This window comes from Natronobeatus ordinarius (assembly GCF_024362485.1).
GTDB lineage: Archaea > Halobacteriota > Halobacteria > Halobacteriales > Natrialbaceae > Natronobeatus > Natronobeatus ordinarius.
This window is the reverse complement of record NZ_CP101456.1, coordinates 2,743,831-2,765,317: the sequence shown is the minus strand read 5'-3', so window position 1 is coordinate 2,765,317 and position 21,487 is coordinate 2,743,831. Positions and strand designations below refer to the sequence as shown.

General features: G+C 66.1%; 24 protein-coding genes, 1 tRNA gene and 1 pseudogene. 15 read left to right on the top strand and 11 right to left on the bottom strand.

Annotated elements, in window-relative coordinates; all coding sequences use genetic code 11:
* Nucleotides 1-10: 10 nt before the first annotated feature.
* A complete protein-coding gene (locus NMQ09_RS14135; RefSeq protein WP_255191223.1) occupies nucleotides 11-247 on the bottom strand; it encodes an antitoxin VapB family protein in 237 nt (78 codons plus the stop codon).
* Between the two features lie 96 nt (nucleotides 248-343).
* Here NMQ09_RS14135 and NMQ09_RS14130 point away from each other — a divergent pair, with 96 nt between their 5' ends.
* Nucleotides 344-1,138, top strand: a complete 795-nt coding sequence (locus tag NMQ09_RS14130; protein WP_255191222.1) for an SIR2 family NAD-dependent protein deacylase — start codon at nucleotides 344-346, stop codon at nucleotides 1,136-1,138.
* Between the two features lie 14 nt (nucleotides 1,139-1,152).
* Here the strand turns inward: NMQ09_RS14130 and NMQ09_RS14125 are convergent, their stop codons facing one another.
* Nucleotides 1,153-2,058 carry a universal stress protein gene (locus NMQ09_RS14125; RefSeq protein WP_255191221.1) on the bottom strand — a complete coding sequence of 302 codons (906 nt, stop codon included), beginning with the start codon at nucleotides 2,056-2,058 and terminating at the stop codon, nucleotides 1,153-1,155.
* Between the two features lie 148 nt (nucleotides 2,059-2,206).
* Complete coding sequence (locus NMQ09_RS14120) at nucleotides 2,207-2,908, bottom strand: phosphoglycerol geranylgeranyltransferase (protein ID WP_255191220.1); 702 nt, start codon at nucleotides 2,906-2,908, stop codon at nucleotides 2,207-2,209.
* A 178-nt stretch (nucleotides 2,909-3,086) separates the two neighbouring features.
* Here NMQ09_RS14120 and NMQ09_RS14115 point away from each other — a divergent pair, with 178 nt between their 5' ends.
* Together NMQ09_RS14115 and NMQ09_RS14110 are read left to right on the top strand one after the other, a co-directional pair.
* Complete coding sequence (locus NMQ09_RS14115; protein WP_255191219.1) at nucleotides 3,087-3,800, top strand: SDR family oxidoreductase; 714 nt, start codon at nucleotides 3,087-3,089, stop codon at nucleotides 3,798-3,800.
* Between the two features lie 313 nt (nucleotides 3,801-4,113).
* Nucleotides 4,114-5,352: an ABC transporter substrate-binding protein gene (locus tag NMQ09_RS14110; protein ID WP_425607241.1), complete on the top strand. Its 1,239-nt coding sequence runs from the start codon at nucleotides 4,114-4,116 to the stop codon at nucleotides 5,350-5,352.
* A gap of 273 nt (nucleotides 5,353-5,625) precedes the next feature.
* Here the strand turns inward: NMQ09_RS14110 and NMQ09_RS14105 are convergent, their stop codons facing one another.
* From NMQ09_RS14105 to NMQ09_RS14090, 4 genes are read right to left on the bottom strand one after another with little or no spacing between them, the layout of a single operon-like run.
* Nucleotides 5,626-6,324: an ABC transporter ATP-binding protein gene (locus tag NMQ09_RS14105; protein ID WP_255191217.1), complete on the bottom strand. Its 699-nt coding sequence runs from the start codon at nucleotides 6,322-6,324 to the stop codon at nucleotides 5,626-5,628.
* Nucleotides 6,324-7,142, bottom strand: coding sequence for an ABC transporter ATP-binding protein (locus tag NMQ09_RS14100; RefSeq protein WP_255191216.1), 819 nt, complete (start codon nucleotides 7,140-7,142; stop codon nucleotides 6,324-6,326). The genes NMQ09_RS14105 and NMQ09_RS14100 overlap by 1 nt, the downstream gene beginning before the upstream one ends.
* Nucleotides 7,135-8,526 (bottom strand): branched-chain amino acid ABC transporter permease, encoded by a 1,392-nt coding sequence (locus NMQ09_RS14095; RefSeq protein WP_255191215.1) that lies wholly within the window; start codon nucleotides 8,524-8,526, stop codon nucleotides 7,135-7,137. Before NMQ09_RS14095 ends, NMQ09_RS14100 begins: the two co-directional genes overlap by 8 nt.
* A complete protein-coding gene (locus NMQ09_RS14090) occupies nucleotides 8,523-9,542 on the bottom strand; it encodes a branched-chain amino acid ABC transporter permease (RefSeq protein WP_425607240.1) in 1,020 nt (339 codons plus the stop codon). Before NMQ09_RS14090 ends, NMQ09_RS14095 begins: the two co-directional genes overlap by 4 nt.
* Nucleotides 9,543-9,879: 337 nt before the next feature.
* On the opposite strand from NMQ09_RS14090, the gene NMQ09_RS14085 reads away from it, so the two are divergent.
* From NMQ09_RS14085 to NMQ09_RS14045, 9 genes are all read left to right on the top strand, one after another.
* On the top strand, nucleotides 9,880-10,398 hold the full coding sequence (locus tag NMQ09_RS14085) for a gamma carbonic anhydrase family protein (RefSeq protein ID WP_255191213.1): 519 nt from the start codon (nucleotides 9,880-9,882) through the stop codon (nucleotides 10,396-10,398).
* 90 nt (nucleotides 10,399-10,488) lie between these two features.
* Nucleotides 10,489-11,763 (top strand): ornithine cyclodeaminase, nickel-pincer nucleotide-dependent, encoded by a 1,275-nt coding sequence (locus NMQ09_RS14080; protein WP_255191212.1) that lies wholly within the window; start codon nucleotides 10,489-10,491, stop codon nucleotides 11,761-11,763.
* Between the two features lie 143 nt (nucleotides 11,764-11,906).
* Entirely contained in the window at nucleotides 11,907-12,863 is a 957-nt protein-coding gene (locus NMQ09_RS14075) for a phytoene/squalene synthase family protein (RefSeq protein ID WP_255191211.1), read from the top strand.
* Between the two features lie 128 nt (nucleotides 12,864-12,991).
* Complete coding sequence (locus NMQ09_RS14070) at nucleotides 12,992-13,543, top strand: HTH domain-containing protein (protein WP_255191210.1); 552 nt, start codon at nucleotides 12,992-12,994, stop codon at nucleotides 13,541-13,543.
* Between the two features lie 86 nt (nucleotides 13,544-13,629).
* Nucleotides 13,630-13,800, top strand: a complete 171-nt coding sequence (locus NMQ09_RS14065) for an anaerobic ribonucleoside-triphosphate reductase (RefSeq protein WP_255191209.1) — start codon at nucleotides 13,630-13,632, stop codon at nucleotides 13,798-13,800.
* Between the two features lie 178 nt (nucleotides 13,801-13,978).
* Nucleotides 13,979-14,380, top strand: coding sequence for a peptide-methionine (R)-S-oxide reductase MsrB (gene msrB, locus NMQ09_RS14060; protein WP_255191208.1), 402 nt, complete (start codon nucleotides 13,979-13,981; stop codon nucleotides 14,378-14,380).
* A gap of 50 nt (nucleotides 14,381-14,430) precedes the next feature.
* Complete coding sequence (gene mobB / locus NMQ09_RS14055; RefSeq protein WP_255191207.1) at nucleotides 14,431-14,979, top strand: molybdopterin-guanine dinucleotide biosynthesis protein B; 549 nt, start codon at nucleotides 14,431-14,433, stop codon at nucleotides 14,977-14,979.
* Nucleotides 14,980-15,103: 124 nt separating this feature from the next.
* The gene (locus NMQ09_RS14050) at nucleotides 15,104-16,057 is read left to right on the top strand and encodes an extracellular solute-binding protein (RefSeq protein ID WP_255191206.1); all 954 of its coding nucleotides are present in this window, start codon (nucleotides 15,104-15,106) and stop codon (nucleotides 16,055-16,057) included.
* 53 nt (nucleotides 16,058-16,110) lie between these two features.
* Nucleotides 16,111-16,926 (top strand): ABC transporter permease, encoded by an 816-nt coding sequence (locus tag NMQ09_RS14045; protein WP_255194598.1) that lies wholly within the window; start codon nucleotides 16,111-16,113, stop codon nucleotides 16,924-16,926.
* A 98-nt stretch (nucleotides 16,927-17,024) separates the two neighbouring features.
* Here NMQ09_RS14045 and NMQ09_RS14040 read toward each other — a convergent pair.
* The 3 genes from NMQ09_RS14040 to NMQ09_RS14030 all read right to left on the bottom strand — a co-directional run bounded on the left by NMQ09_RS14040 (nucleotide 17,025) and on the right by NMQ09_RS14030 (nucleotide 19,079).
* Nucleotides 17,025-17,158, bottom strand: a tRNA-OTHER gene (locus NMQ09_RS14040).
* A 94-nt stretch (nucleotides 17,159-17,252) separates the two neighbouring features.
* A complete protein-coding gene (locus NMQ09_RS14035; protein ID WP_255191205.1) occupies nucleotides 17,253-18,755 on the bottom strand; it encodes a TrkH family potassium uptake protein in 1,503 nt (500 codons plus the stop codon).
* A 51-nt stretch (nucleotides 18,756-18,806) separates the two neighbouring features.
* Nucleotides 18,807-19,079, bottom strand: a complete 273-nt coding sequence (locus tag NMQ09_RS14030; RefSeq protein WP_255191204.1) for a DUF8028 family protein — start codon at nucleotides 19,077-19,079, stop codon at nucleotides 18,807-18,809.
* A gap of 296 nt (nucleotides 19,080-19,375) precedes the next feature.
* Here NMQ09_RS14030 and hisB point away from each other — a divergent pair, with 296 nt between their 5' ends.
* Both hisB and trpY read left to right on the top strand, forming a co-directional pair.
* Nucleotides 19,376-19,969, top strand: coding sequence for an imidazoleglycerol-phosphate dehydratase HisB (hisB, locus tag NMQ09_RS14025; protein WP_255191203.1), 594 nt, complete (start codon nucleotides 19,376-19,378; stop codon nucleotides 19,967-19,969).
* 190 nt (nucleotides 19,970-20,159) lie between these two features.
* Complete coding sequence (trpY, locus tag NMQ09_RS14020) at nucleotides 20,160-20,663, top strand: TrpY family transcription regulator (RefSeq protein ID WP_255191202.1); 504 nt, start codon at nucleotides 20,160-20,162, stop codon at nucleotides 20,661-20,663.
* Between the two features lie 4 nt (nucleotides 20,664-20,667).
* Here trpY and NMQ09_RS14015 read toward each other — a convergent pair whose 3' ends face one another.
* Nucleotides 20,668-21,195, bottom strand: a complete 528-nt coding sequence (locus NMQ09_RS14015; protein ID WP_255191201.1) for a hypothetical protein — start codon at nucleotides 21,193-21,195, stop codon at nucleotides 20,668-20,670.
* 73 nt (nucleotides 21,196-21,268) lie between these two features.
* Here NMQ09_RS14015 and NMQ09_RS14010 point away from each other — a divergent pair.
* Nucleotides 21,269-21,361 (top strand): annotated as a pseudogene (locus NMQ09_RS14010) (amino acid-binding protein); the annotation flags it as partial.
* Between the last annotated feature and the right edge of the window lie 126 nt (nucleotides 21,362-21,487).

Here is a 21,487-nt window from a genome sequence, read left to right as displayed (position 1 = left end):
GGGATCGGCCTCACTCGTCGTCGGTCGCCTCGAGTCGCCCATCAACGTCGTCCCTGAACGCGACCGTTCGTCGTCGAAGCGCCCCGAGTTCGTCGTCGTCGACGAGCCCAACCAGCTCCCGGAGCGGATTTTCATCGTCCCCGGGGAGTAGCCGATCGATGACGTCGCTTACGTCCTCGTCCGCTCGCCGCTCGCGCTCGAGTCGACGGTACGTCTCCTCACTGACGCTGATCGTTTTCTTTCCCATCCGTTTCGACTCGTGCTTGAGCGGCCGTCCTCAAAAGCGAATCTGCCCAGTCACCTCACCGGTCGAATTTTATCGCCTCGAGCGCAAGCTGCGAGCATGGACGACCTCGAGCGACTCGCCGAGGAGATCAGGGAGGCCGACACGGTCGTCGCGCTGACCGGCGCGGGCATCTCCGCGCCCTCGGGGGTGCCTACCTTCCGCGGCGACGACGGCGTCTGGGACCGCTTCGAGGAGGGCCAGTTCACCTACGGCCGGTTCCAGCGCGACCCGGCCGGCTTCTGGACGGACCGGCTCGAGCTCTACGAGACGATGTTCGGCGACGGCTACGAGCCAAACGCCGCCCACGAGACGCTCGCCGAACTCGCCTGTGACGGCCACCTCGACGCCATCGCCACGCAGAACACCGACGGGCTGCACGCGCAGGCGTTCGAGACGGTTACCGACAGCGATGTCGACGACAAGGACGACTCGAGCGCCGATCTGCTCGAGCTGCACGGCAACGCCCACCGGGTACGCTGCGTGGACTGTGGTCGCCGACAGTCGAACGAGCCGATCCTCGAGCGTGTGCGCGAGGGGGAGCTCCCGCCGCGGTGTGCGTGTGGTGGCGTCTACAAACCCGACGTGGTGCTCTTCGGTGAACGGCTCTCGGCTGCGACGCTCCAGCGCTCACGGCAACTGGCCCGCGAGAGCGACGTCTTCCTCGCGATCGGTTCCTCGCTGGTCGTCGAGCCGGCCGCCTCGCTCCCCCGACAGGCGGCCCGGACGGGCGGCTCGCTCGCGATCGTCAACCTCGAGGCGACGCCGTGTGACGGGGACGCGACCGCGGTGTTTCGCGACGACGTGACGGAAGCCCTCCCTCGACTCCGGGACGCGGTGACGGCACGCGAGTGAGTGCAACGGGGCGATCACCACCGGTCGAACACACTCGAGAGCAAGCTTCGCTCGGAGTGGCGCTTCGCGATCACGACGGGTGGGGCGGCACGCCGACTGACCGTTTCAGCGACCGTGCCGACGACCTGGCGTCGGAACCGCCGCTCTCGCGTCGCACCGAGGACGACCAGGTCGTGGTCGTCGGCTGCAGTCACGATCGAGTCGGCGACGTCGTCGCTCTCTCGGACCGCGCCGTCGACGGGGACGTCCGGAAGCCGCTTCGAAGCCGACTCGACGTGGTCGCGGGCTGCCATCCGTTCGGTCTCGTCCCCATCAGGATCGACGTACGAGACCACCGTTGCCGTCGCGTCGTTCGCGGCTGCGACGGCCGCCACGAGCTCCGTCGCCGGTCGGACGTGGGGGCCACCGACGGTCGAGAGCAGGACCGAGTCCACGCCGTCCGCAGTGGTTCCGACGCGTTCGACGAAGACGTCACAGGGCGCCCGTCTGATGACCGGGTCGACCGTCGTTCCGAGGACGATGTCAGAGGGGCGGGGCCGTTCCTGCCAGCCGAGAAAGAGCTCGTCGGCCTCGACGTCCTCGACGGCCGTGAGGATCGCCCCCGCGACGTCGGTCCCGATCAGCAGCCGGTCCTCGACCGGTACCGACGCGTTCTCTGCCACCCGCACCGCCCGCTCGAGCACGTCGTGGTGTCCTCCGGCGAACTCCGCTTTGATGCGTTCGTCGTGAAAGAGTCGAAATGGCGAGGTCGCCGTCTTGTGGACGACGGTCACGACCAGCAGCGATCCGTCGTTCGCCCTCGCGAGGTCGATCGCCGTCCGCAGCAACTGCTCGACGCTCTCGAGGTCCGCGACTGCGACGACGAGCGTGTACTCCCGATTCGAACGTGAATCGGAACCGTCCCGTTGAGCGGCCGCCATTGGGTACGACTACCAGCCGTACCACCCTAAGAATAACTCACACACTCCGAACGGTTTGATCGGACACCCCTCAGAACGGTTCGATCGACCCCTCCAACTGGTGTCGGGAACGGGCGCTCGAGGCGCGATCCCGAACGGGTTGTCTCGATCAGGCGTCGTTGGCCGCCTCGACCGTCTCCCGGATCGCGTCGACGCCCTCGTCGTAGGCGAGGTTCCCGACGACGATCACGTCAGAACAGCTGGCCATCGTGTACGCCGAGTCGTAGTCGTGGATGCCACCGCCGTAAAACAGCGTCGCATCCTCGAGCGCGCCGCTCGCGGCCGAGACGAGTTCGGGATCGCCGAAGGTGCCCGAGTACTCGACGTACACGATATCCTGGCCGAACATCCGTTCGGCGACGACCGCATAGGAGGCGACGTCCTCGGCCGAGAGGTCACAGTCGGCCTGGGTGTACGTCGCGACGTCGGCTTCGCCGTTTAACACGATGTAGGCCTCGGTCGTCGTCCGCTCCCAGTCGAGTTCGCCCTCGATCCGGATCCATTCCTTGTGCGCGCCCGTGATCCAGAACGGCGAGCCGGCGTTGAACACCGTCGGAACGAGGTAGCCGTCGAGGGCGTCGTCGTCGACGACGACGTCCGGGCTCGAGGGTTCCTGATAGAGCGGCACGTCGTGGTCGGCACACGCTTCGATGACGGCGCTCATGTTCTCCTCGGTCATGCCGGTCGTCCCGCCGACTTCGATCGCGTCGGTGCCGGTCGCACAGAGGTCGTCGTAGGTGACCCCATCGGGGAGTTTCTTGTCGGGATCGAGTTTGAGGATGTGGTTCCAGTCGTCCCAGGGCCCAGTCATACCGCCCCGTTTCCCGGTCGCTATCAAAAACCCTGCGAAACGGCCCGTCGACCCGCCAGCGCGGACGCTCGGGCTCGAGCGTCCCGAGGGCGACGGGTGCCGGGCTCCGGAGGCTCGAGTTCACAGCATCCAACACTCGACCCGTGCATTGATTCCGCCGGACGACCAAGGGTGAGCTATGTCAGCGAAGGCCACGTTCGACTTCGAGGGAACCGTCGCGGTGATCACCGGCGCCAGCGGCGCACTCGGCAGCGCCGCAGTCGAAGTCTTCCGCGAGGCGGGTGCGACCGTCTGTGCCGTCGACGTGGTCGCCCCCGACGAGGACGACGCGTTGCTCGAGCCCGACGAGGCACACTTCTACGAGGCGGACCTGACCGACGAGGACGACGTCGAGGCGCTGTTCGACCGGCTCGTCGACGATCACGGCGGGGTCGATCACCTGCTCAACGTCGCGGGCAGCTGGCGCGGCGGCGACGACGTCGCCGAGACCGACCTCGAGGAGTTCGAGTTTCTCCTCGAGGTGAACCTGAAGACGGCGTTTCTCGCCTCGAAACACGCCCTGCCTCACCTGCGCGAGCGCGAGGGATCGATCGTGAGCGTGAGCGCGCGCTCGTCGCTCGAGGGCGGCGAGGGCGACGGTCCCTACCGGATCACGAAGGCTGGAATCCGACTCCTGACCGAGACGCTGGCGGCCGAGAACGAGGGGGTGGTGCGGGCGAACTGCGTGATGCCGAGCGTGATCGACACGCCGATGAATCGCGAGATGATGCCCGACGCCGACCACGACTCGTGGGTCGAGCCGCGAGAGATCGCCACCACGATGGCCGTCCTCTGTAGCGACGCCACGAGCGTCACGAGCGGTGCCGCGGTGCCGGTCTACGGTGAGGCGTGATAGGGAACGGTGTAACTCTTTACCGCCGATCGCCAGCGGTGGGTCGGCGATCGGCGGCACGTAACCCAATGGTCCTCTGAGGACCGGGGTTCGCTCGAGGTGTCTGGACGTCTCGGGCGTCGTGGCCTCTTACAGCAAATCCAGGTGCGTCCAACTGGCGGGCCTAGCCGTGACGGACGCGTATCGTGACAGAGTGTGGCACAATTTGAGTGGTGCGAAAGCCAATATTTTTATAGTACCTCGAACGTGATTTCATGACATGGTACCAATCAGCAGGAGAAGAGTACTCGCTGGTGTGGGTGTCGCAGGCGGAATGTCGCTTGCCGGCTGCCTCGGCGAGGACGATCCGGTCGCAGCGGGCGACGATGACGGCGACGACGACGACGACGACACCGCACCTGACGCACCAGGGACCGACCCTGACGAGCGAGACGTCATGCACGGTATCTTGCAGCCGGAGACCGGCGACCTGGGCGAACTGGGGACGCCGATCGCGGACGCTGCCGAGCTGCCGGCGATTCAGCTCGCGAACGAGGGGAGTTCGGTGACGGTCGACGTCATGCGTGAAGACACTCAGACCGAGTCCGAAGCAGGGATCTCCCGCGCGGAGGACCTCGTCGCTGCCGGCTACCCGTCGTTCACCGGCGCGGCGGCGTCCGACGTCACGATCCCGGTCGCAGAGAGCGTGGCGATCCCCAACCAGGTCCCGATGATTTCGCCGGCGAGCACCGCGCCGGGAATTACCGACCTCGACGGCGACTACGTGCTGCGGACCGCACCGAGTGACGCGCTCCAGGGCGCCGTGATGGCCGAACTCGCCTACGAGGACCAGGGGTTCGAGACGGCAGCGGCTCTCCACACCAACGACGCGTACGGACAGGCACTCGCTGCCGAGTTCAGCGCTGGATTCGAGGACCTCGGCGGCGAGATCCTCGAGGAGGTTCCATTCGAGCCCGAACAGGCGTCGTACACCTCGGAGCTCGAACAGGTGCTCGCTGACGATCCGGACCTGCTCATGATCGTCGCGTTCCCGGTCAGCGGCATCCAGATCTTCCGTGACTTCTACGGGGGCTTCGACGAGCTCCCGATCATGGTCACCGACGGCCTCATCGAAGACGGGCTCCCGGACGACGTCGACAACCCGATGGACAACGTGGTCGGGACGTCGCCGGCCGCCGGCGGTCCCGAAGCCGACGCCTTCGCCGAGCTGTACGAGGACGAGTACGGCACCAGCCCGGGCGTGTTCAACGCCCAGGCCTACGACGCCAGCGCCGTCCAGATCCTGGCGAACCTCCGTGGTGGCGAGAACGACGGGGAGACCGTCAGTGCGCACATTCGCGCGGTCACCGACCCCGGCGGCGATGTCGTCGGCCCGTCGAACTTCGCTGACGCCGTCGAGCTCGCTGCAGACGGCGAGGAGATCGAGTACCAGGGCGCCTCGAGTCCCGTCGTCTTCGACGAGAACGGCGACATGACCTCCGTCGCCTACGACATCCACGACTTCGGTGACTACGAGATCACGGTCACCGACACCCTCGAGTTCGGAGACTAACGCGAACCCGCGGCGGTCGGATCCCTTTCAGTATTTTTCGCCGATCAATAACTCCGCTACGGACTGCTGTCGTCAGTTTCGGCGCACTCGAGAACCGTCCCCGAGCGCGCCCTCGGTACCGCCAGCCGTCTGAAACGGGGTTCACATCGCTCACAGTGCGTCCAGAACTGGCACAGCGATCCAGAGTGGCTACGGCGGCGGAGGCGGCTCGCCTGTCTCGACGGTCACAGCCCGCTCACAAAAAGCAGAGCCACGCGTTTCAGCGTGCCGCGATTAGCCGCCGAGGAAGTCGCGTCTGACCTGCTCGTCGGCGAGTAGCGCCTGTCCGTCGTCCTCGTAGCGGTTTCGTCCCTGGACCAGCACGTAGCCACGGTCACAGCGACGGAGCGCCTCCTTGGCGTTCTGTTCGACCATCAGGATCGCGGTCCCACTCTCGTTGATCACGTCGACGCGGTCGAACATCTCGTCGACGAGGTCCGGGGCCAGCCCCGCCGAGGGCTCGTCGAGCAACAGCAGGTCGGGCTCGAGCATCAGTGCCCGGCCCATCGCGACCATCTGTTGCTGGCCGCCGCTCATGCTACCGGCTTTCTGGTCCTGGCGCTCTTCGAGGATCGGGAACTTGTCGAAGACCGCCTCGAGGGACTCCTGGGGAACCTCGTCGAGAATGTACGCGCCCATCTCGAGGTTCTCGCGGACGGTCAGCGAGCCGAAGACGTTGTCGTTCTGGGGGACGTAGCCGATGCCGTGGGTGATGATCTCCTCGGGGCGGAGCCCGCTGATCTCTGCGCCCTGGAACTCGACGCGACCGCCCATGTAGGTCGTCAGCCCGAAGACCGACTTCATCACGGTCGACTTGCCGGCGCCGTTCGGGCCGACGATGGTGACGTACTCGCCCTCATCGACGGTCAGATCGACGTCGTACAGCACCTGGAAGTCGCCGTAGCCGGCGTCGAGAGCGTCGACGGCTAACATCAGATCTCACCTCCGAGGTAGGCCTCGATGACGCGTTCGTCCGCCTGAATCTCTTCCGGCGTGCCCTCCGAGAGCACTGCCCCCTGGTGCATGACGATCACGTGTTCGCAGTGTTCCATGATGACGTCCATGTCGTGTTCGACCAGCAGGAAGGTGTAGCCCTCCTCGCGCAGGTCGTGAATTCGATCGATCAGTTTCTTCTCGAGCGACGGGTTCACGCCGGCCATCGGCTCGTCGAGCAACAGCATCTCCGGCTCGGTCAACAGCGCCCGGGCCATCTCGAGGAGTTTCCGCTGTCCACCCGAGAGCGTCCCGGCCTCCTCGTGAGCGAGGTGGTCGATCTCGAACAGCTCGAGGGTCTGCCAGACGCGCTCTAAGAGTTCGCGCTCCTCTTCGATGACGGCTTTGCGGGCGACGGGAGCCACCGACCGCCACAGCGATTCGCCCTGCTGGCCCTCGAACGCCAGCAACATGTTCTCGAGGACGGTCATCTCGCTGAGCTCGCGGGCGATCTGGAACGTCCGAACGAGGCCCCGGTTGGCGACCTTGTTCGGTTTCAGCCCCGTGATCTCCTCGCCTTCGAAGACGACGCGTCCCGAGTCCGGGGTGTGCACCCCGGTGATCAGGTTGAACGTCGTCGACTTGCCGGCGCCGTTCGGGCCGATCAGTCCCGTGATCGTTTCGCGTTCGACGGCGAAGCTCGCGCCGTCGACGGCGACGACGCCACCGAACGTCTTCTTCAGGTCGTCGATCCGAAGCGGGACGTCCGAAGCGGCGTCGGCGGACCGGTTGATGGCGCTCGAGTCGGCGTCACTCATCGGACTCACCTCCATCGGCGCGCCGGGGTGTCGTGACGCCGGCGTTCGGTGAGCGTTCCCGGCGCAGGTCGATCGGCGACGCCGGCTCGTTGCGGTGGCCCAGCAGTCCGTCGGGCCGGTAAATCATCAGGACGATCAGGATGATCCCGAACAGGATGAACCGGAGGTTCGGCAGTTCACCGACGATGTAGCCAAGTAACGGGAGCGGATCGAGACTGCCGAGACTCACGACGCCGTCGTACACCGTGTCGGCTCTGGGCAGGTCGACGTTCTGGCGGACGATCCGCTGGACGTACGGCGGTCCCTCCAAGAGGAGGCCGACGAAGACGATCGCGCCGATGACGCTGCCGGTGTTCGAGCCGGAGCCACCGATGATCAGCGCGATGAAGATGTAGAAGGTGACGATCGGCAAGAACGCGTTGGGGTCGACGTAGCCGTTGCGTCCCTGCCAGAAGATTCCCGCAAGCCCCATGATCGCACAGCCGAGGACGAACACCTTGATCTTCACCACGTCAGTGTCCTTTCCGAGCGACTTCGCGGCGAGTTCGTCCTCCCGGATCGCCTTGAGCAGTCGCCCGAACGGCGAGTTTCCGGTCCGTACCAGGAGCCAGAACACCAGGACGACCAACAGGAGCATCGTCAGGGTGTACAGCCAGTTTTCGACCATCGTTCGTTCGAGGCCGAGCGCGTTCGTGATCGTGAGCAGCTGGTAGCCAAAGAGGTTCGTTCCCTGCTCGATGTCCCCGCCCCGGTAGAGAATCCAGCTCGGAACGACGGTGTCGAGTCGCGCGAAGTTGATCCCGGCGCCGCCGCCAGTGCCGAGCTCGCGGCCGAGGACCGTGAACTCCCGGAGCGCTCCGGAGGTGATCAGCAGCCGGATCACCTCGGCGAACGCGAGCGTGACGATCGCGAAGTAGTCGGCACGGATCCGCAGGGCCGGCAACACGACGATCAGGCCGACCAGTCCGGCCGCGATCATCCCGAGGACGACGCCGACCGGGACGGGGAGCCCGAGTCCCGGCGTGCCGGTGACGCCCGGGTCGACGTCCGCGGTGGCGATCGCCATCGTATACGCGCCGACGGCCATGAAGCCTGCGACCCCGATGTTGAACAGCCCGGTGTACCCCCAGTGGAGGTTGAGTGCGAGGACCAGCAGCGCGTACGCTGCGGCGTAGAACGTGACGGTCCGAAGCGTTCTCGTAATGCCGCCGAAGTTCAGGCCGGTCACGAGGCCGAGCCCGCCGATCAGGGCGTACACGCCGAGCAACGCTGCGACGATGAGCAGCAGGTCGGACTGCCAGCGGGGGAGCGCTGCGAACCGATCGCCGAGCGTCCCGTCGACGCCCGAACCTCCGCCGTCGTTCTCCGGTGGATCGTCACTCATGCCGTTTCGACACCTCCGAACAAGCCGTTCGGCTTGAAGATGAGAATCATGATCATCAACAGGAACGCCGCCACGCGGGTGAGGTCGCCGCTGATCCAGACGAGCATCAGATTGTCCGCCAGCCCGATGATCAGCCCGCCGGTGATCGCGCCGTAGATCGAGCCGATGCCGCCGAGGATGACCGCGGCGAAGATCAAGAGCAGGAGGAACCAGCCGGTGTTGAAGTTCAGCGTCTCCTGCTCTAGGACGATCAGGTAGCCGGCCATGCCGGTCAGTCCGGCGCCGATCACCCAGGTCGCCAGGATGACCCGCTCGGTCGGAATGCCGGTGACCAGCGCCAGGTCACGGTTGTCGGCCATCGCGCGCATGGCCTTCCCGAGTTTCGTGCGCTGGAGGAGCAGGTGGAGTCCGACCATGAGACCGACCGCCGACAGCACCAGGACGAGCTGGTGGACGGCGATCGAGTCGGTCCAGAACAGAAGCGAGTGCTCGAGCGTCGGCGAACTCCGCACCACGCCCCGCGTTCGCTCGCCGTAGAAGAAGACGATGACGTAGCGCAACGCGAGCGCGACCCCGACGCTCGCGATCAACAGCGGAATGCCGCCGGCGGTTCGCATCCGCCGGTAGACGAGCCGGTCGATCGCCAGCGCCACGGCGATCGTCCCCACCGCCGCCACGATCAGCCCGCCGATGATCGCCAGCGGCTCGGCGTAAAAGTGCAGCCCGAGCTCCCGGGCCGAGGTGGCGCGGTCGGCGTTCAACAGGAGCTTCGAGCCCAGTCCGGCCGTACCGATGCCGCCGACGAGCCACGCGGCGGTCCAGCCGGTGAACGCGCCGGTCGTGACGAGATCGCCGTGTGAGAAGTTCGCGAACCGAAGGATGCTGTAGGTCATCGACAGGCCGACGGCAGCGAGGCCGATGACCAGCCCGTCGACCAGGCCTCGCCACAGGAACGTCGAGAACGTCGAGAACGCGAGGTCGCCGACGATCAGCCGCCTGATGAGGTCGAGGACCATCACCACGGCCCCAGCCACCAAGAGCAACCCGAATCGCTCTCCCCAGGTCAAATTCGATAGAGTTCCGCGTATGTTTTCGTGTACCATCCTGGTGAGGCATCCGTAGTTGAGCGTAAAATAGTTCACGCTATGTGTTAGAGCAGGCCAGGATACTGTGCTACACAGATGACCGTCGGTCGTGAACGGTCCAGCCGAGGTGCAAAAGCGGGGGCCGGCGCTGGTTGGACGGACGGTGTGGTCGGCCAGATTCGGCGGACTAAGTGGGCGCAGGCGGCTCGTTCGCGGTCACGGAGAGCTCGAGAAAGGTCTTTTGCCGTGGCTTGCGTTATCGCGAAGCATGGTTGACAGACGGCGATACGGGTTCGAGGGAACCGAACCGACGATCCACGAGGACGCACACGTCAGCCGCGAGGCGACGCTCGTCGGCGACGTGACGGTCGAGGCCGACGCGAGCGTCTGGCCGGGTTCCGTCCTGCGTGGCGACGTCGGCCCCGTCCGGATCGGGCGATCGGCCCACGTCGGGGACAACGCGACGTTGCACGTCTCGACGCTCGGCGAGCGCGTGATGTGCGGCCACGGGGCCGTCCTCAACGACGCGGTCGTCGGCGACGGGACGCTGATCGGGTTCAACGCGACGCTCAACGACGGCGCCTCCGTCGGCGAGCGATGTATCGTCGCCGCGGGGACGGTCCTTCCCGAGGGCTTCCAGGTAGCCCCGGAGTCGTTCGTCAGGGGCGTTCCCGCCGAAGCCGTCCCCCTCGAGGAGACGACCGTCGACCCCGAGGAGATCCTCGAGGAGTACTCCTCTGGTGAGTACACGAACCTGGCCGAGCGCCACGGCGAACTGTTCGACTGACGTCGGGAACGCAGCTTCAGCGTTCGATCTCGACCGGCTGTGTCAGCCGGAGTCACAAGGGTTGTGATGGTGGGCCACGAACGACCACCGATGACTGTGACGCGTACGGTCGAACTCGAGGGCCACATCATCGACTCGGGGACGATGGGTCGGTGTTTCGGAATCGTGATGGACCTCGGAGGCGAGTTCGAGGTCGAGGAGTTCGAAGTCGGCCGCCACAAACACGACGAGAGCTACTGCCGGATGCAAGTGCGCGCCGAGACCGAGGAGACGCTCCGGGAGATCGTTCACGAGCTGAACCAGAACGGCGCGACGGTGACCGATCCGCGCGACGCCACGCTCGAGCCCGCGCCGGACGACCAGGTCGTTCCCGTCGGCTTCTACTCGACGACGAATCACCCGACCGTCGTCCGTGTCGACGGCGAGTGGCTCGACGTCGAGGACGTCGAGATGGACTGTGCGCTCGTCGTCGATCGCTCGGGTGAGCGCCCGCGCGTGCACACGAAGGTGCTCAATGCGGTCGCGGAGGGCGATCTGGTCGTCACCGGTGACACCGGCATCCGGGTCGAGCCGCCCGAACGCCCGCGAAACGGCGGCGGGGCGTTCGGCTTCATGCAGGGTGGCGTCTCGAGCGAACGCCCGTCGGCGTCGCTGATCAAAGAAATCGCCGACGAGATGCACGACGTCCGTGAGAACGACGGGACCGTCCTCGTGGTCTGTGGCCCCGCGATCGTTCACGCCGGCGGGCGAAACTCCCTCGCCAGACTCGTCCGCGAGGGCTACGTCGACGCGATCAGCGCCGGCAACGGCTTCGCAGTTCACGACCTAGAACGAGACCTGTACGGCACCTCGCTGGGCGTCGACACGGAGACGCTCGAGCACCCGCGGAAGGGGCACAAACACCACATCTACACGATCAGCGAGATCGTCCGCGCCGGCGGTATCGAAGCCGCCGTCGAGGACGGCGTCGTCCGGGGTGGCGTGATGTACGAGTGTGTCGAGAACGACGTTCCGTACGTCCTCGCGGGCTCGATCCGCGACGACGGGCCGCTGCCCGATACGATCACGGACGCCATCGAGGCCCAGGACGCCATCCGTGAGCAGGCCCAGGAGGCCGACCTCGTGCTCATGCTCTCGACGTTGTTGCACTCGGTGGCCGTCGGCAACTGTCTCCCGTCGACGACGAAGACCGTCTGCGTCGACATCAACCCCGCGACCGTCACCCAGCTGCTCGACCGTGGCAGCGCCCAGGCCATCGGTATGGTCACCGATATCGGCGCGTTCCTCCCGATGCTCGCCGACGAATTACTCGAAAACGGTGCGCTCGAGGCCGAACGGGCCGACGGGGCGCACGGAACCGACTGACCACCCGATCGGCTCGGTACGCCGCCGATTTGACTGTTGTTACCCGACGTAATTTTCCGCTACCCAGACTGGTGAGGGCGTGCTATTTTATATCTATCTGTCTAACCATAGACATCGCGCCGACGTCAGGCGGGTCCGAACACATGAGTTTACAACAGGAACACATCGACGCCGGCAAGGAGATCCAGCGGCGGACCGGGAAGACGTTCTACCTCGCGACGCGGTTTCTCCCCCGCCGCGTCCGGCACGCGACCCACGTGCTGTACGCCTTCTTCCGGATCGCCGACGAGGTCGTCGACGACGCCGCCGGCGTCTCACCGGACGAGCAGGCCGCCCAGCTCGAGGCGCTCCGTGCCCAGGCGCTCGGCGAGGTCGAACCCGACGACCCCGTCCTGATCGCTTTCGGCGAACTCCGCGAACGCTACGACATCGCCGACGAGGAAGTCGAGAAGTTCATCGATGCGATGAAGACGGACATCCATACGAGCCGGTACGAAACCTACGCGGAACTCGAGAGCTACATGCGTGGCTCGGCTGCCGCCGTCGGTGTGATGATGACGGCGATCATGGAGCCCGACGATCCCGAGACGGCGCTGCCACACGCGATCAAACTCGGTGAGGCGTTCCAGCTGACGAACTTCCTCCGTGACGTCCGCGAGGACGTCCTCGAGCGCGACCGGATCTACCTCCCCCAGGAGACGCTGCGCGCTCACGCCGTCCCGGCCGAACAGGTCGAGGGCCTCGAGATGAGCGACTCGTTCGCGACGGCGATGGCCGAGGAGCTCAGGCGGACCGAAGCCCTCTACCGCGAGGGCGTCGCCGGCATCCGGTATCTCCCCGAGGACTGCCAGCTTCCGGTGTTGCTCGCGGCCGTCCTCTACGCCGAACACCACCGGCTGATCCGGGCCCAAGGGTACGACGTGCTCACCGAGGAACCGTCGCTGTCGACGGCCCGGAAGCTGTGGTGTGTCGCGCGCACCCGCTGGCACTGGCACTGGAACCGCGACCCCGAGGCGGTGTTCCAGCGGGTCTCGGCCGTCCCGACCGCCGAACCCGGACGGACGGGTCTCGAGCCGGGAGACCGCGTCCCGACGCGATAGGAGCTGTCGCCCCGAAGCGACCAGCGTCGGTCGTTCGGGCAACCGTACAGGTCCGTCTCCACGAGACTCACCCGAACGCAATCGGCACCAACACTTTTCATGCCGTTCGTGGTGGAGAGCGTCCACACGTGACCGACCAGAATCGCGAACCCAGGACCGTCGAACTCTGGATGCGCTCGTTCGCACCCACGACCGCAGGGCCGAACCACGAGCGCGCGCTCGAGTGGCTCGACGAGCTCGAGAGCCACGACTCGATCGTCTCGGTGTCGGTTCGCGTCTGGGGAGCAGCGTTCGAGCGGACGGCTCACCGAAGACGCGTCCCGGAACTCGAGCGGATCGAGCGAACGCTCGCCGCGTTCGAGCGGTGGGCAGCGCGGACTGGCCGCGACCTCGAGCCGTTCTTCCGAACCAGGCGGGTCGACGCTACGTTCACCGACGACTCGTTCGTCGTGTGTCGACTGCCGACGCTCGCGCTGGCCGAGTACCGCGGCGACGACCTCGTCCACGTCGCCCCGTCGTACGACGGCGACCGACCGATCGACGTTCTCGACCGGCTCGAAGCGCTCGATCGCGGCGATGCGGTCGAGCCGGTGCTCGCGTACGACGGGTCTCGTTCTGGAGAGTCAGACCGTGGATCGACCGACGACGACGAGCGTCGCTGGCTCGAGTCCTCGTTGTAGTCTTGCGAGCCGACGCGGATGGGTCGGGCGTCTCGACGACTGGCTCCGTGGAAACCAATATGGTTATCGGTGACATAGAGCAGTGCATGGCCAGCAAGTCGACCACGCGAAAGCGGTCACGGTGTCTGAACTGTGGATTCGAAGCGCCCGACGGCGACGAGGAGTGGATCCAGATCGAGGTTCCGAAGCTCGGCCGGATGACGCAGTGTCCCAACTGCGACAGCACGAACGTCATTACGGGCCAGTCCATCGCGTGATACCGACGGTTGTCGTCTCTCACCGGTGATCGCTGTCTCGGTGGGGCGATCACCGGCACACAGTTACAGCCGTCGTTGTGAGCCGGTGCATCCGGTAGGCCCACACTCGCTGCGTGTTCGTCCGTAGCGTACCGAGTACGGAGACAGACACTTACGCCTCTCGGCCCTACACACCGCTATGAGCCAGGAGGGAGACGAACTGCCAGCGACCGAGGCGGAGTGGCGAGAACGACTCTCCGAGGAGGAGTATCGGATCCTTCGCGAGGCGGGCACCGAGCCGCCGTTCAGCGGCGAGTACGTCGATCACGAGGACGACGGCACCTACACCTGTGCGGGCTGTGGAGCGACGCTGTTCGACGCCGGGACGAAGTTCGAGTCCGGCTGTGGCTGGCCGAGTTTCTACGACACCGATGACGACCGCATCGAGACGCGCACCGACACGAGCCACGGCATGGTCCGTACCGAGGTGCTGTGTGGGAACTGCGGCGGCCACCTCGGCCACGTCTTCGAGGACGGCCCGGAGCCGACCGGCCTTCGCTACTGCATCAACTCGGTCGCCCTCGAGTTCGAGGACGAGTAGCCGACGACTCGAACGGGAGCGTTAGGTCACTCGAGCGGGTGGCTTCTCCCATGACCAGAGACGAGCACGCGGGGCTTCGGATCGTGTGCGTCGCCGGGCCGAGCGACGCCGGCAAGACGACGCTGATCGAACGGCTCGTACCGCGACTCGCCGACCGCGGCCGGGTCGGGACGGTCAAATCGATCCACCACGAGATCGAGGTCGACACCCCCGGGAAGGACACCCATCGCCACCGGGAAGCGGGCGCGGACGCGGTCGTCGGCGTCACGCCCGAGCTGACGTTCGAGATCGCGAGTGCGGGAAAACGGGAGCCGCCGTCCGATCCCGACGTGGGCTGGCTGTTCGACGTCGACGCGCGCACGGACCCCGAGTTGCGCGCGCTCGAGGCAGCGCTCGCCCGTTTCCGTCGCCGGGGGTACAACGTCGTCCTCGTCGAAGGGTTCACGCAGGCGCCGCTGCCGACGATCGTCGTCGGCGAGCGGTCGTCGATCGGCGGCGAGGTGATCGCCACCGGAGACGACGACCTCGAGGAACTGCTCGAGGCAGTCTGGGCGCTCGAGCCGGTCGGTCGGGACGGCGACCCGAAACCGGATCCGTAAGCGCCAACTGCCGATTCAGTGCGAAGAGCGCGTTCGGCCGGCCGATGTTAACCAAAATCGGGCCCACAGACTCTTCTAAGGAACTATAATTAGTTACAAATACCAGGGCCGACGAGAGGCACACATGGGAAGCGCTCGCCACGGAAACAGTAGCCGGCGCGGACGCCGTGCGTTCCTCGCCGCCGGTGGCACGGCAGTCGCGGGGCTGGCCGGACTCGCCGGCTGTCTCGGGAGCGGGGACGAGCGCGTACGGATCCTCTCAGCAGGGAGCCTCGCGGTCGTCTTAGAGGAGGTCGTCGGACCGGCGTTCGAGGCCGAGACGGGGATCGACTACCAGGGCGAGTACTACGGCGCGAACGCCGTGATGCGGATGGTCGAGAGCGGCTCGAGCCACCCCGACGTGGTGGTCAGCGCGGACGCGACGCTGCTTCGCGAGCGTCTCTACCCCGACCACGCGGCGTGGGACGTCGAGTTCGCCGCCAACGAGGTCGGGATCGCTTACGAACCCGAGACGGCGCTCGGACGCCGACTCGAGGACGGCGAGCCGTGGTACGAGGTGGTCGCCGACGCCGACGAGGGGGAGGTCGCGATCAGCGATCCCGACCTCGACCCACTCGGCTACCGGGCCGTCCACCTCTTCGAACTCGCCGAACGCCGCTACGGCCTCGACGGGTTTCGAGAGCGACTGCTCGAGCGAGCCTACCACGAACCCGACGAGCCACAGCTACTGGCGGGAATCGAGACGGGCAACCGCGCCTGTGCGATTTCCTACCGGAACATGGCCGTCGATCACGGCGTGGCGTTTCTCGAGCTGTCCGACGCGTACAACTTCTCGAACCCCGAGTACGCCGACGAGTACGCGCGCGCATCGTACACGACGGACGAGGGCTACACGGCCCACGGAACGCCCGTCGTCTACAACGCGACGGTCCGGACGGACGCCGACGAGCCCGACGCGGGCGAGGCGTTCCTCGCGTTCTTGCTCGAGCGGCCGGCCCTGCTGGCCGACAACGGGCTCCGGGCGGATGAGCCGTTCCCCCGGTCGCACGACTCGGTGCCGCCGGGGATCCTGCCGTGAGCGACCCTACTCGAGCCCCGGAGACCACCGGTCAGGACGCTGACGCCCGTTCCGTGAGCCAGTCCAGCGGCTCGGCGGCGGTCGGCTCGGGGTTTCTCGCGGGAAGTCGCGAACTCGTCGTCCCGGCGGCCCTCGGCGGGCTCTTGCTGCTGTACTTCGTCGTCCCCGTCGTCTTCTTCGCGGCCCGCGTCGGCGCCATCGACGTCCGCTCGGCGCTTTCGGAGCCGGCGACCCAGGAGGCGATCAGGAACTCGCTGCTCACGGCCCCCGTCTCGACGGCCATCGCGACGGTCTTCGGCGTGCCCCTGGCCTACGTCCTCTCACGTGGGACGTTCCGGGGGAAACGCCTCGTCGAGATCGCCGTCCTGTTGCCGCTCGTCCTCCCGCCGATCGTCGGCGGGGCGGTGTTGCTGACGTTCGTCGGCCGATACACGCCGGTCGGCGCGCTCGCGACCGCGGCCGGACTGCCGCTAACCGACAGTCTGGTCGGCGTGATCCTCGCCCAGACGTTCGTCGCGGCACCCTTCCTCGTCGTCACCGCTCGCGCCGGCTTCGACGCCGTCGACAGCCGACTCGAGGAGGCCGCCCGGACGATGGGCTACGGCCCGCTCGAGACGTTCTGGCACGTATCGTTTCCGCTGGCGCGAACCGCCGTCGCGGCAGGAGTCGTATTGACGTTCGTGCGGGCGATCGGTGAGTTCGGCGCGACGATGATGGTCGCGTACAATCCGCGGACGATGCCGACGCGACTGTGGGTCTCGTTCGTCGCCCACGGCGTCGACGGAATCGTCCCCATCGCGCTCGCGTTGCTGGTGATCACGGTGGTGGTCGTCGTGCTCGTTCAGGTACTCGTGCGCCGTCGACCCTGAGACGGACTGCTGTCTGTCAGTCCTGGCGCAACCGCAGTACAGGCGCCGTCGCGCCGGTCGATCGGGACCGAAATCCGCGTGAGTCGACGCCGGAAAAGTGGGTGAGCGAGGATTCGAACCCCGGGCCTGCTGAGCGACGGCGGTCGTCGGACCACGTGGGCGTGCCGCGCGGACTCACGCCCTGGCTACCCCCCAACGGTTCAGCTGTTCTTCCAGGCTGAACTACACACCCACCCCGAAAGAGTCGGACGACGGGCAAAAACGCATCGGGCGTTTTCGGGGAGTTGGCCGGGACGCGAGCAGGAGTCTGGAGCCGGAAACGGCGTTCACGAGCGCCAGTACGCCGGGGTCAACAGGACGAGCACGGGGATGATCTCGATTCGACCGACCCACATCATCACGATCATCACGGCTCGAGAACTGGTCGAGAAGACGAGGTAGTTCTCGTACGGTCCCGCCCGCTCGAAGGCCGGGCCGATGTTGAGAAAGATCGACGCGGCCGCACCGAGCGCCTCGAACTCCGTCACCGGGTCGCCAGCGCGGACGGCGTCCGCGACGAGGTAGATCGTGAGCAAGAAGAAGATGACGATGGCGAGCAGGACGTACGAGAAGACGTCGCGGATCGTGTCCTCCTCGACGACCTCGCCGCTGAGCCGGATCGGTCTGACTGCACGGGGATGAACCGCCGTAAAGAGGTTGCGCTTGAACGCCTTGAGGACGATCAGCCAGCGCAGCGACTTGATCGAACAGGTCGTACTCCCCGCCATCCCGCCGACGAACATCGCCAGAAAGAGCATGTGTGTCGCCGCGGGCGTCCAGAGACCGAAGTCCGTCGAGGCGTACCCCGTCGTCGTCATGATCGAGGCGACGTTGAACACCGCGTGTCGAACCGTCGGCTCGAGTCGACCGTCGTAGTGGCCGTCGACGAGGAGGACGGCGGCGACGACCAGGGTGAAGGTGGCGGTGACGCCGAGGTAGAAGCGAAACTCCTCGTTCCGGAACGGCCGGGTGTACTCGCCGTTCGTGACGTAGTAGAGCAGGACGAAGTTTGTCGCCCCGAGGAGCATGAAGGGAACGACTGCCCACTGTACGAGCGGAGAGAACGCACCGACGCTGTCGGGTTCGGGCGAGAAGCCGGCGGTGGCGACGCTGGTCAGCGCGTGTGAGAACGCGTTGAACAGATCCATATTCGGCGCGAATCCCAGCAGGTGGAGGGCGTAGAAGGTCGCCGTGGCGAGTAACGTCAGTCCGACGTACAGCCCCCAGATGAGCCGGGCGGTGTCGGCCATGTGTGGGCGCAGTTTGCGGACGTTCTTCGTCTGTGTCTCGGTTTCCATCAGCTGCGCACCACCCACGAGCAGGTTCGAGAGCAACGCGAGCGCGACGATCAGGATGCCGAGTCCGCCGAGCCACTGGATGAGCTGTCGCCACAGCAGGATCGAACGCGGATTTTCGTCGAATCCAGTTCCGTCCATGACGGTCGCACCCGTCGTCGTGACGCCGCTCATACTCTCGAAGAGGGCGTTGACGGGATGGGCGAGACTGCCTGCGCTCCCCAGGACGAACGGGATGGCGCCGACAGCCGCAACCCCGAACCAGGTCAGCGCGACCATCAGGAACCCTTCACGCTGGCCGATGTCGCGGTCCTGGCTCAGCCGCTCGAGGCCGAACCCCACTGCGATCGTGACGACGATGGCGACGACGAACGGGACGGGGTCGTCACCGTCGTGGAGTGCCAGCACGAGTGGGAGCGCGAGGGGGACGGCGAGCCACCGAAGGACCGTGCCGGTGAGACTACAACTCGAGCGCCAGTCGACGCGAACAGTCATCGGGTGACTCCACGTGAGCGGGCGGAGAAAATAATGGATTCGAAACGGTTGTCAGGGCTGATTGTAGCCGTGACCGACGTAGAGGGCGAGGAGGTTCGCGACGAGCAGCCCGAGAAACGCGAGCGTAACGTTCAGGCCGTTGAGCCCACCTGCGAGCAGCGGAACGTGGAGGAACGGGAGGGCGATGGCGGCCCAGAAGGACACGAACTGCACCGGGCCCTTGAGCGAGCGGGCGAATCGGCGGAGTCGTGCCCCGGACTGGTGGTCCGTCTCGGGGCTGGACGGGGAGAGCGAATCGTTCTGGAGCGGGGTGTGGTCTTGCATGATGGCAGTTCACCTCCTGATTGATCCTGACTTTCACTCCGCTCAGCATATAGGTGGCCGAATGTTACCGTCATTTTGACCCGTTTCATCGCCCCTAGGCAGTTCGTTCCAACGGTTCGAAACGGCCTCAGAATCGTTTAGACGTTTCACATCTACTTCTCGAGGCGTTTCGAAGGATTTGACCAGTCGCGATAATTCCTGGGCGACAGAATGAGATATTTACTCCCTCGAGGCCGAACGGATGCGACTCCCAACCGAGCGGAATCGACTTGTACCATCGCCAACCTCGTTCAGCCATGAGCGAGCGAACTGCGACCGTCAGGCGGGAGACGGCGGAGACGACGATCGACCTCGACCTCTCGATCGACGGAACCGGCGAGGCCGACGTCGAAACGGGAATTGGCTTTTTCGATCACATGCTGACGGCGTTCGCCAGCCACGGCCTGTTCGACCTCGAGGTCCGCTGTGACGGCGACCTCGAGATCGACGACCACCACACGATCGAGGACGTAGCGATCGTCCTCGGCTCGGCGTTCGACGAGGCGCTCGGCGATCGCTCGGGAATCGTCCGCTACGCGGATCGGCGGGTGCCGCTCGACGAGGCCGTCGCCTCGGTCGTCGTCGACGTCAGTGGTCGTCCCCGGTTTTACTTCGACGGCCGGTTCTCACAGGCTCACGTCGGCGAGTTCACGAGCGACATGGCCCGACACTTCGCCGAATCGTTCGCGCTCAACGCCGGGCTGACGCTCCACCTCGAGGTGACCGGCGAGAACGCCCACCACGAGATCGAGGCGCTGTTCAAAGCGTTGACGCGAGCGCTCGACGACGCGACGCGAATGGACGAGCGTCGCGAGGGAGCGCCGAGCACGAAGGGGACGCTTTCAGAGTAGCCAAGTCCCATAGTAACCGTTGAAACGAGTACTACAGTACGGCGACTCGTCGACTCCGGCGCGGATCACCCGTCGACTCCAGCACAGATCAGAGCCGGTGGCGCTCGTTCTCAGTCACCTGCTCCACTGTCGCCGGCTTCGTCCGCGACCGCCGGGCATTATATACCTGTCACCGTATGTCCGACAACCGATGTTCGACGAGATCATGGAGAAGTTCGAGGGGTCGCCGAGTCAGCAGGCCGTCATCCGACTCCTGCTCGAGCGAGGCTTTTCGGTCAACGACGACGGCCGGGTCGTTTCGGGCGGGATCGAGATCCCAAACACCGGGATCGCCCGCGAGATCGACGTCGACCGACGGGTCGTCGACTCGACGACGGACGTCATCCTCGAGGACCCCGAACTCAGGCGTATCTTCCAGAACATCTCCCAGGTGCCGAGCCTGATGGACCTCGCGCCGGTGCTCGAGCTGACGGTGCTCACGATCACGCCCGTCGACGCCGAACGGAAGGGGATCGTCGCGGGCGTGACCGGGACGTTAGCCGACAACGGCGTCTCGATCCGCCAGACGATCAGCGAGGACCCGGAGTTCACGGACGAACCCCGCCTCTACCTCGTGACCGACCAGGACCTGCCCGGCGAGGTGATCACCCAGCTCCGGGACCTCGAGTTCGTTCGCAAGATCGAACTCCAGTGACGACTCACGCCCGTTCGGCGTCGCTCGCGTTGTCCCCAGCGTCGGCCCGGCCACCGCCGGTTCCGTCGTCGGAGCCGACCGCACCACGGTCGTCATCCCTGTCGGCGTCACTCGCGTCGAGGTCGTGTGCGAGCGCGTAGACGAGCCGCTCGAGCTCCTGTCGTCTCGTGCTCGAGGCGAGGCGGTCCTTGATGAACGCGAGCGGTCCGCCGAAGGTGTACTCGGAGCGCACCGAGATCCGCGTTCGATCCGTCCCGTCGGCGACGTTCTCGAGCGTGACCCACGTCGTCATCGATTCGAACGGTCCGACGGCTCCCTGTTCGTAGGCGTAGCCGCCCTCGAGTTCGGTGAACGCGAGTTCGCCCTCGAGGTCGTTCGGCGCGGCGACGGTGAGGACGTCGACCGGACCGGACTCCTCGACCGAGACGACGTCGTACGTGCCGACGTACTCGACGATCGCCGTCGGGGTGAGCTTCTCCTCGACTTCCTCGCGCGGCGCGTCGAGGACGAACTCGAGTTCGACCAGTTTCATCGGGCGGGGCTACGAAGTCCGTGCCTAACTGTATTCCGTCTAGCCGGTCGGCTTCGAACGCCCCGTCCGGTCGCTCGAGCGAGAGGTTTCGGTCAACGACGAGGGCCGAGTCGTCTCGGACGGCATCGAGATTCCGGACACTGACGTCGCCCGCGAGATCGGACTGCAGTAGCGACCTACGGCGACGTCCGTTCACCTGGCGATCTCTGACGTCGTCCTCCATCCAGCCGACGGTCCTCCACGATGGCCACCGACGGCGTGCGCCCGGACCGACAGTGACGGGCGACGGACG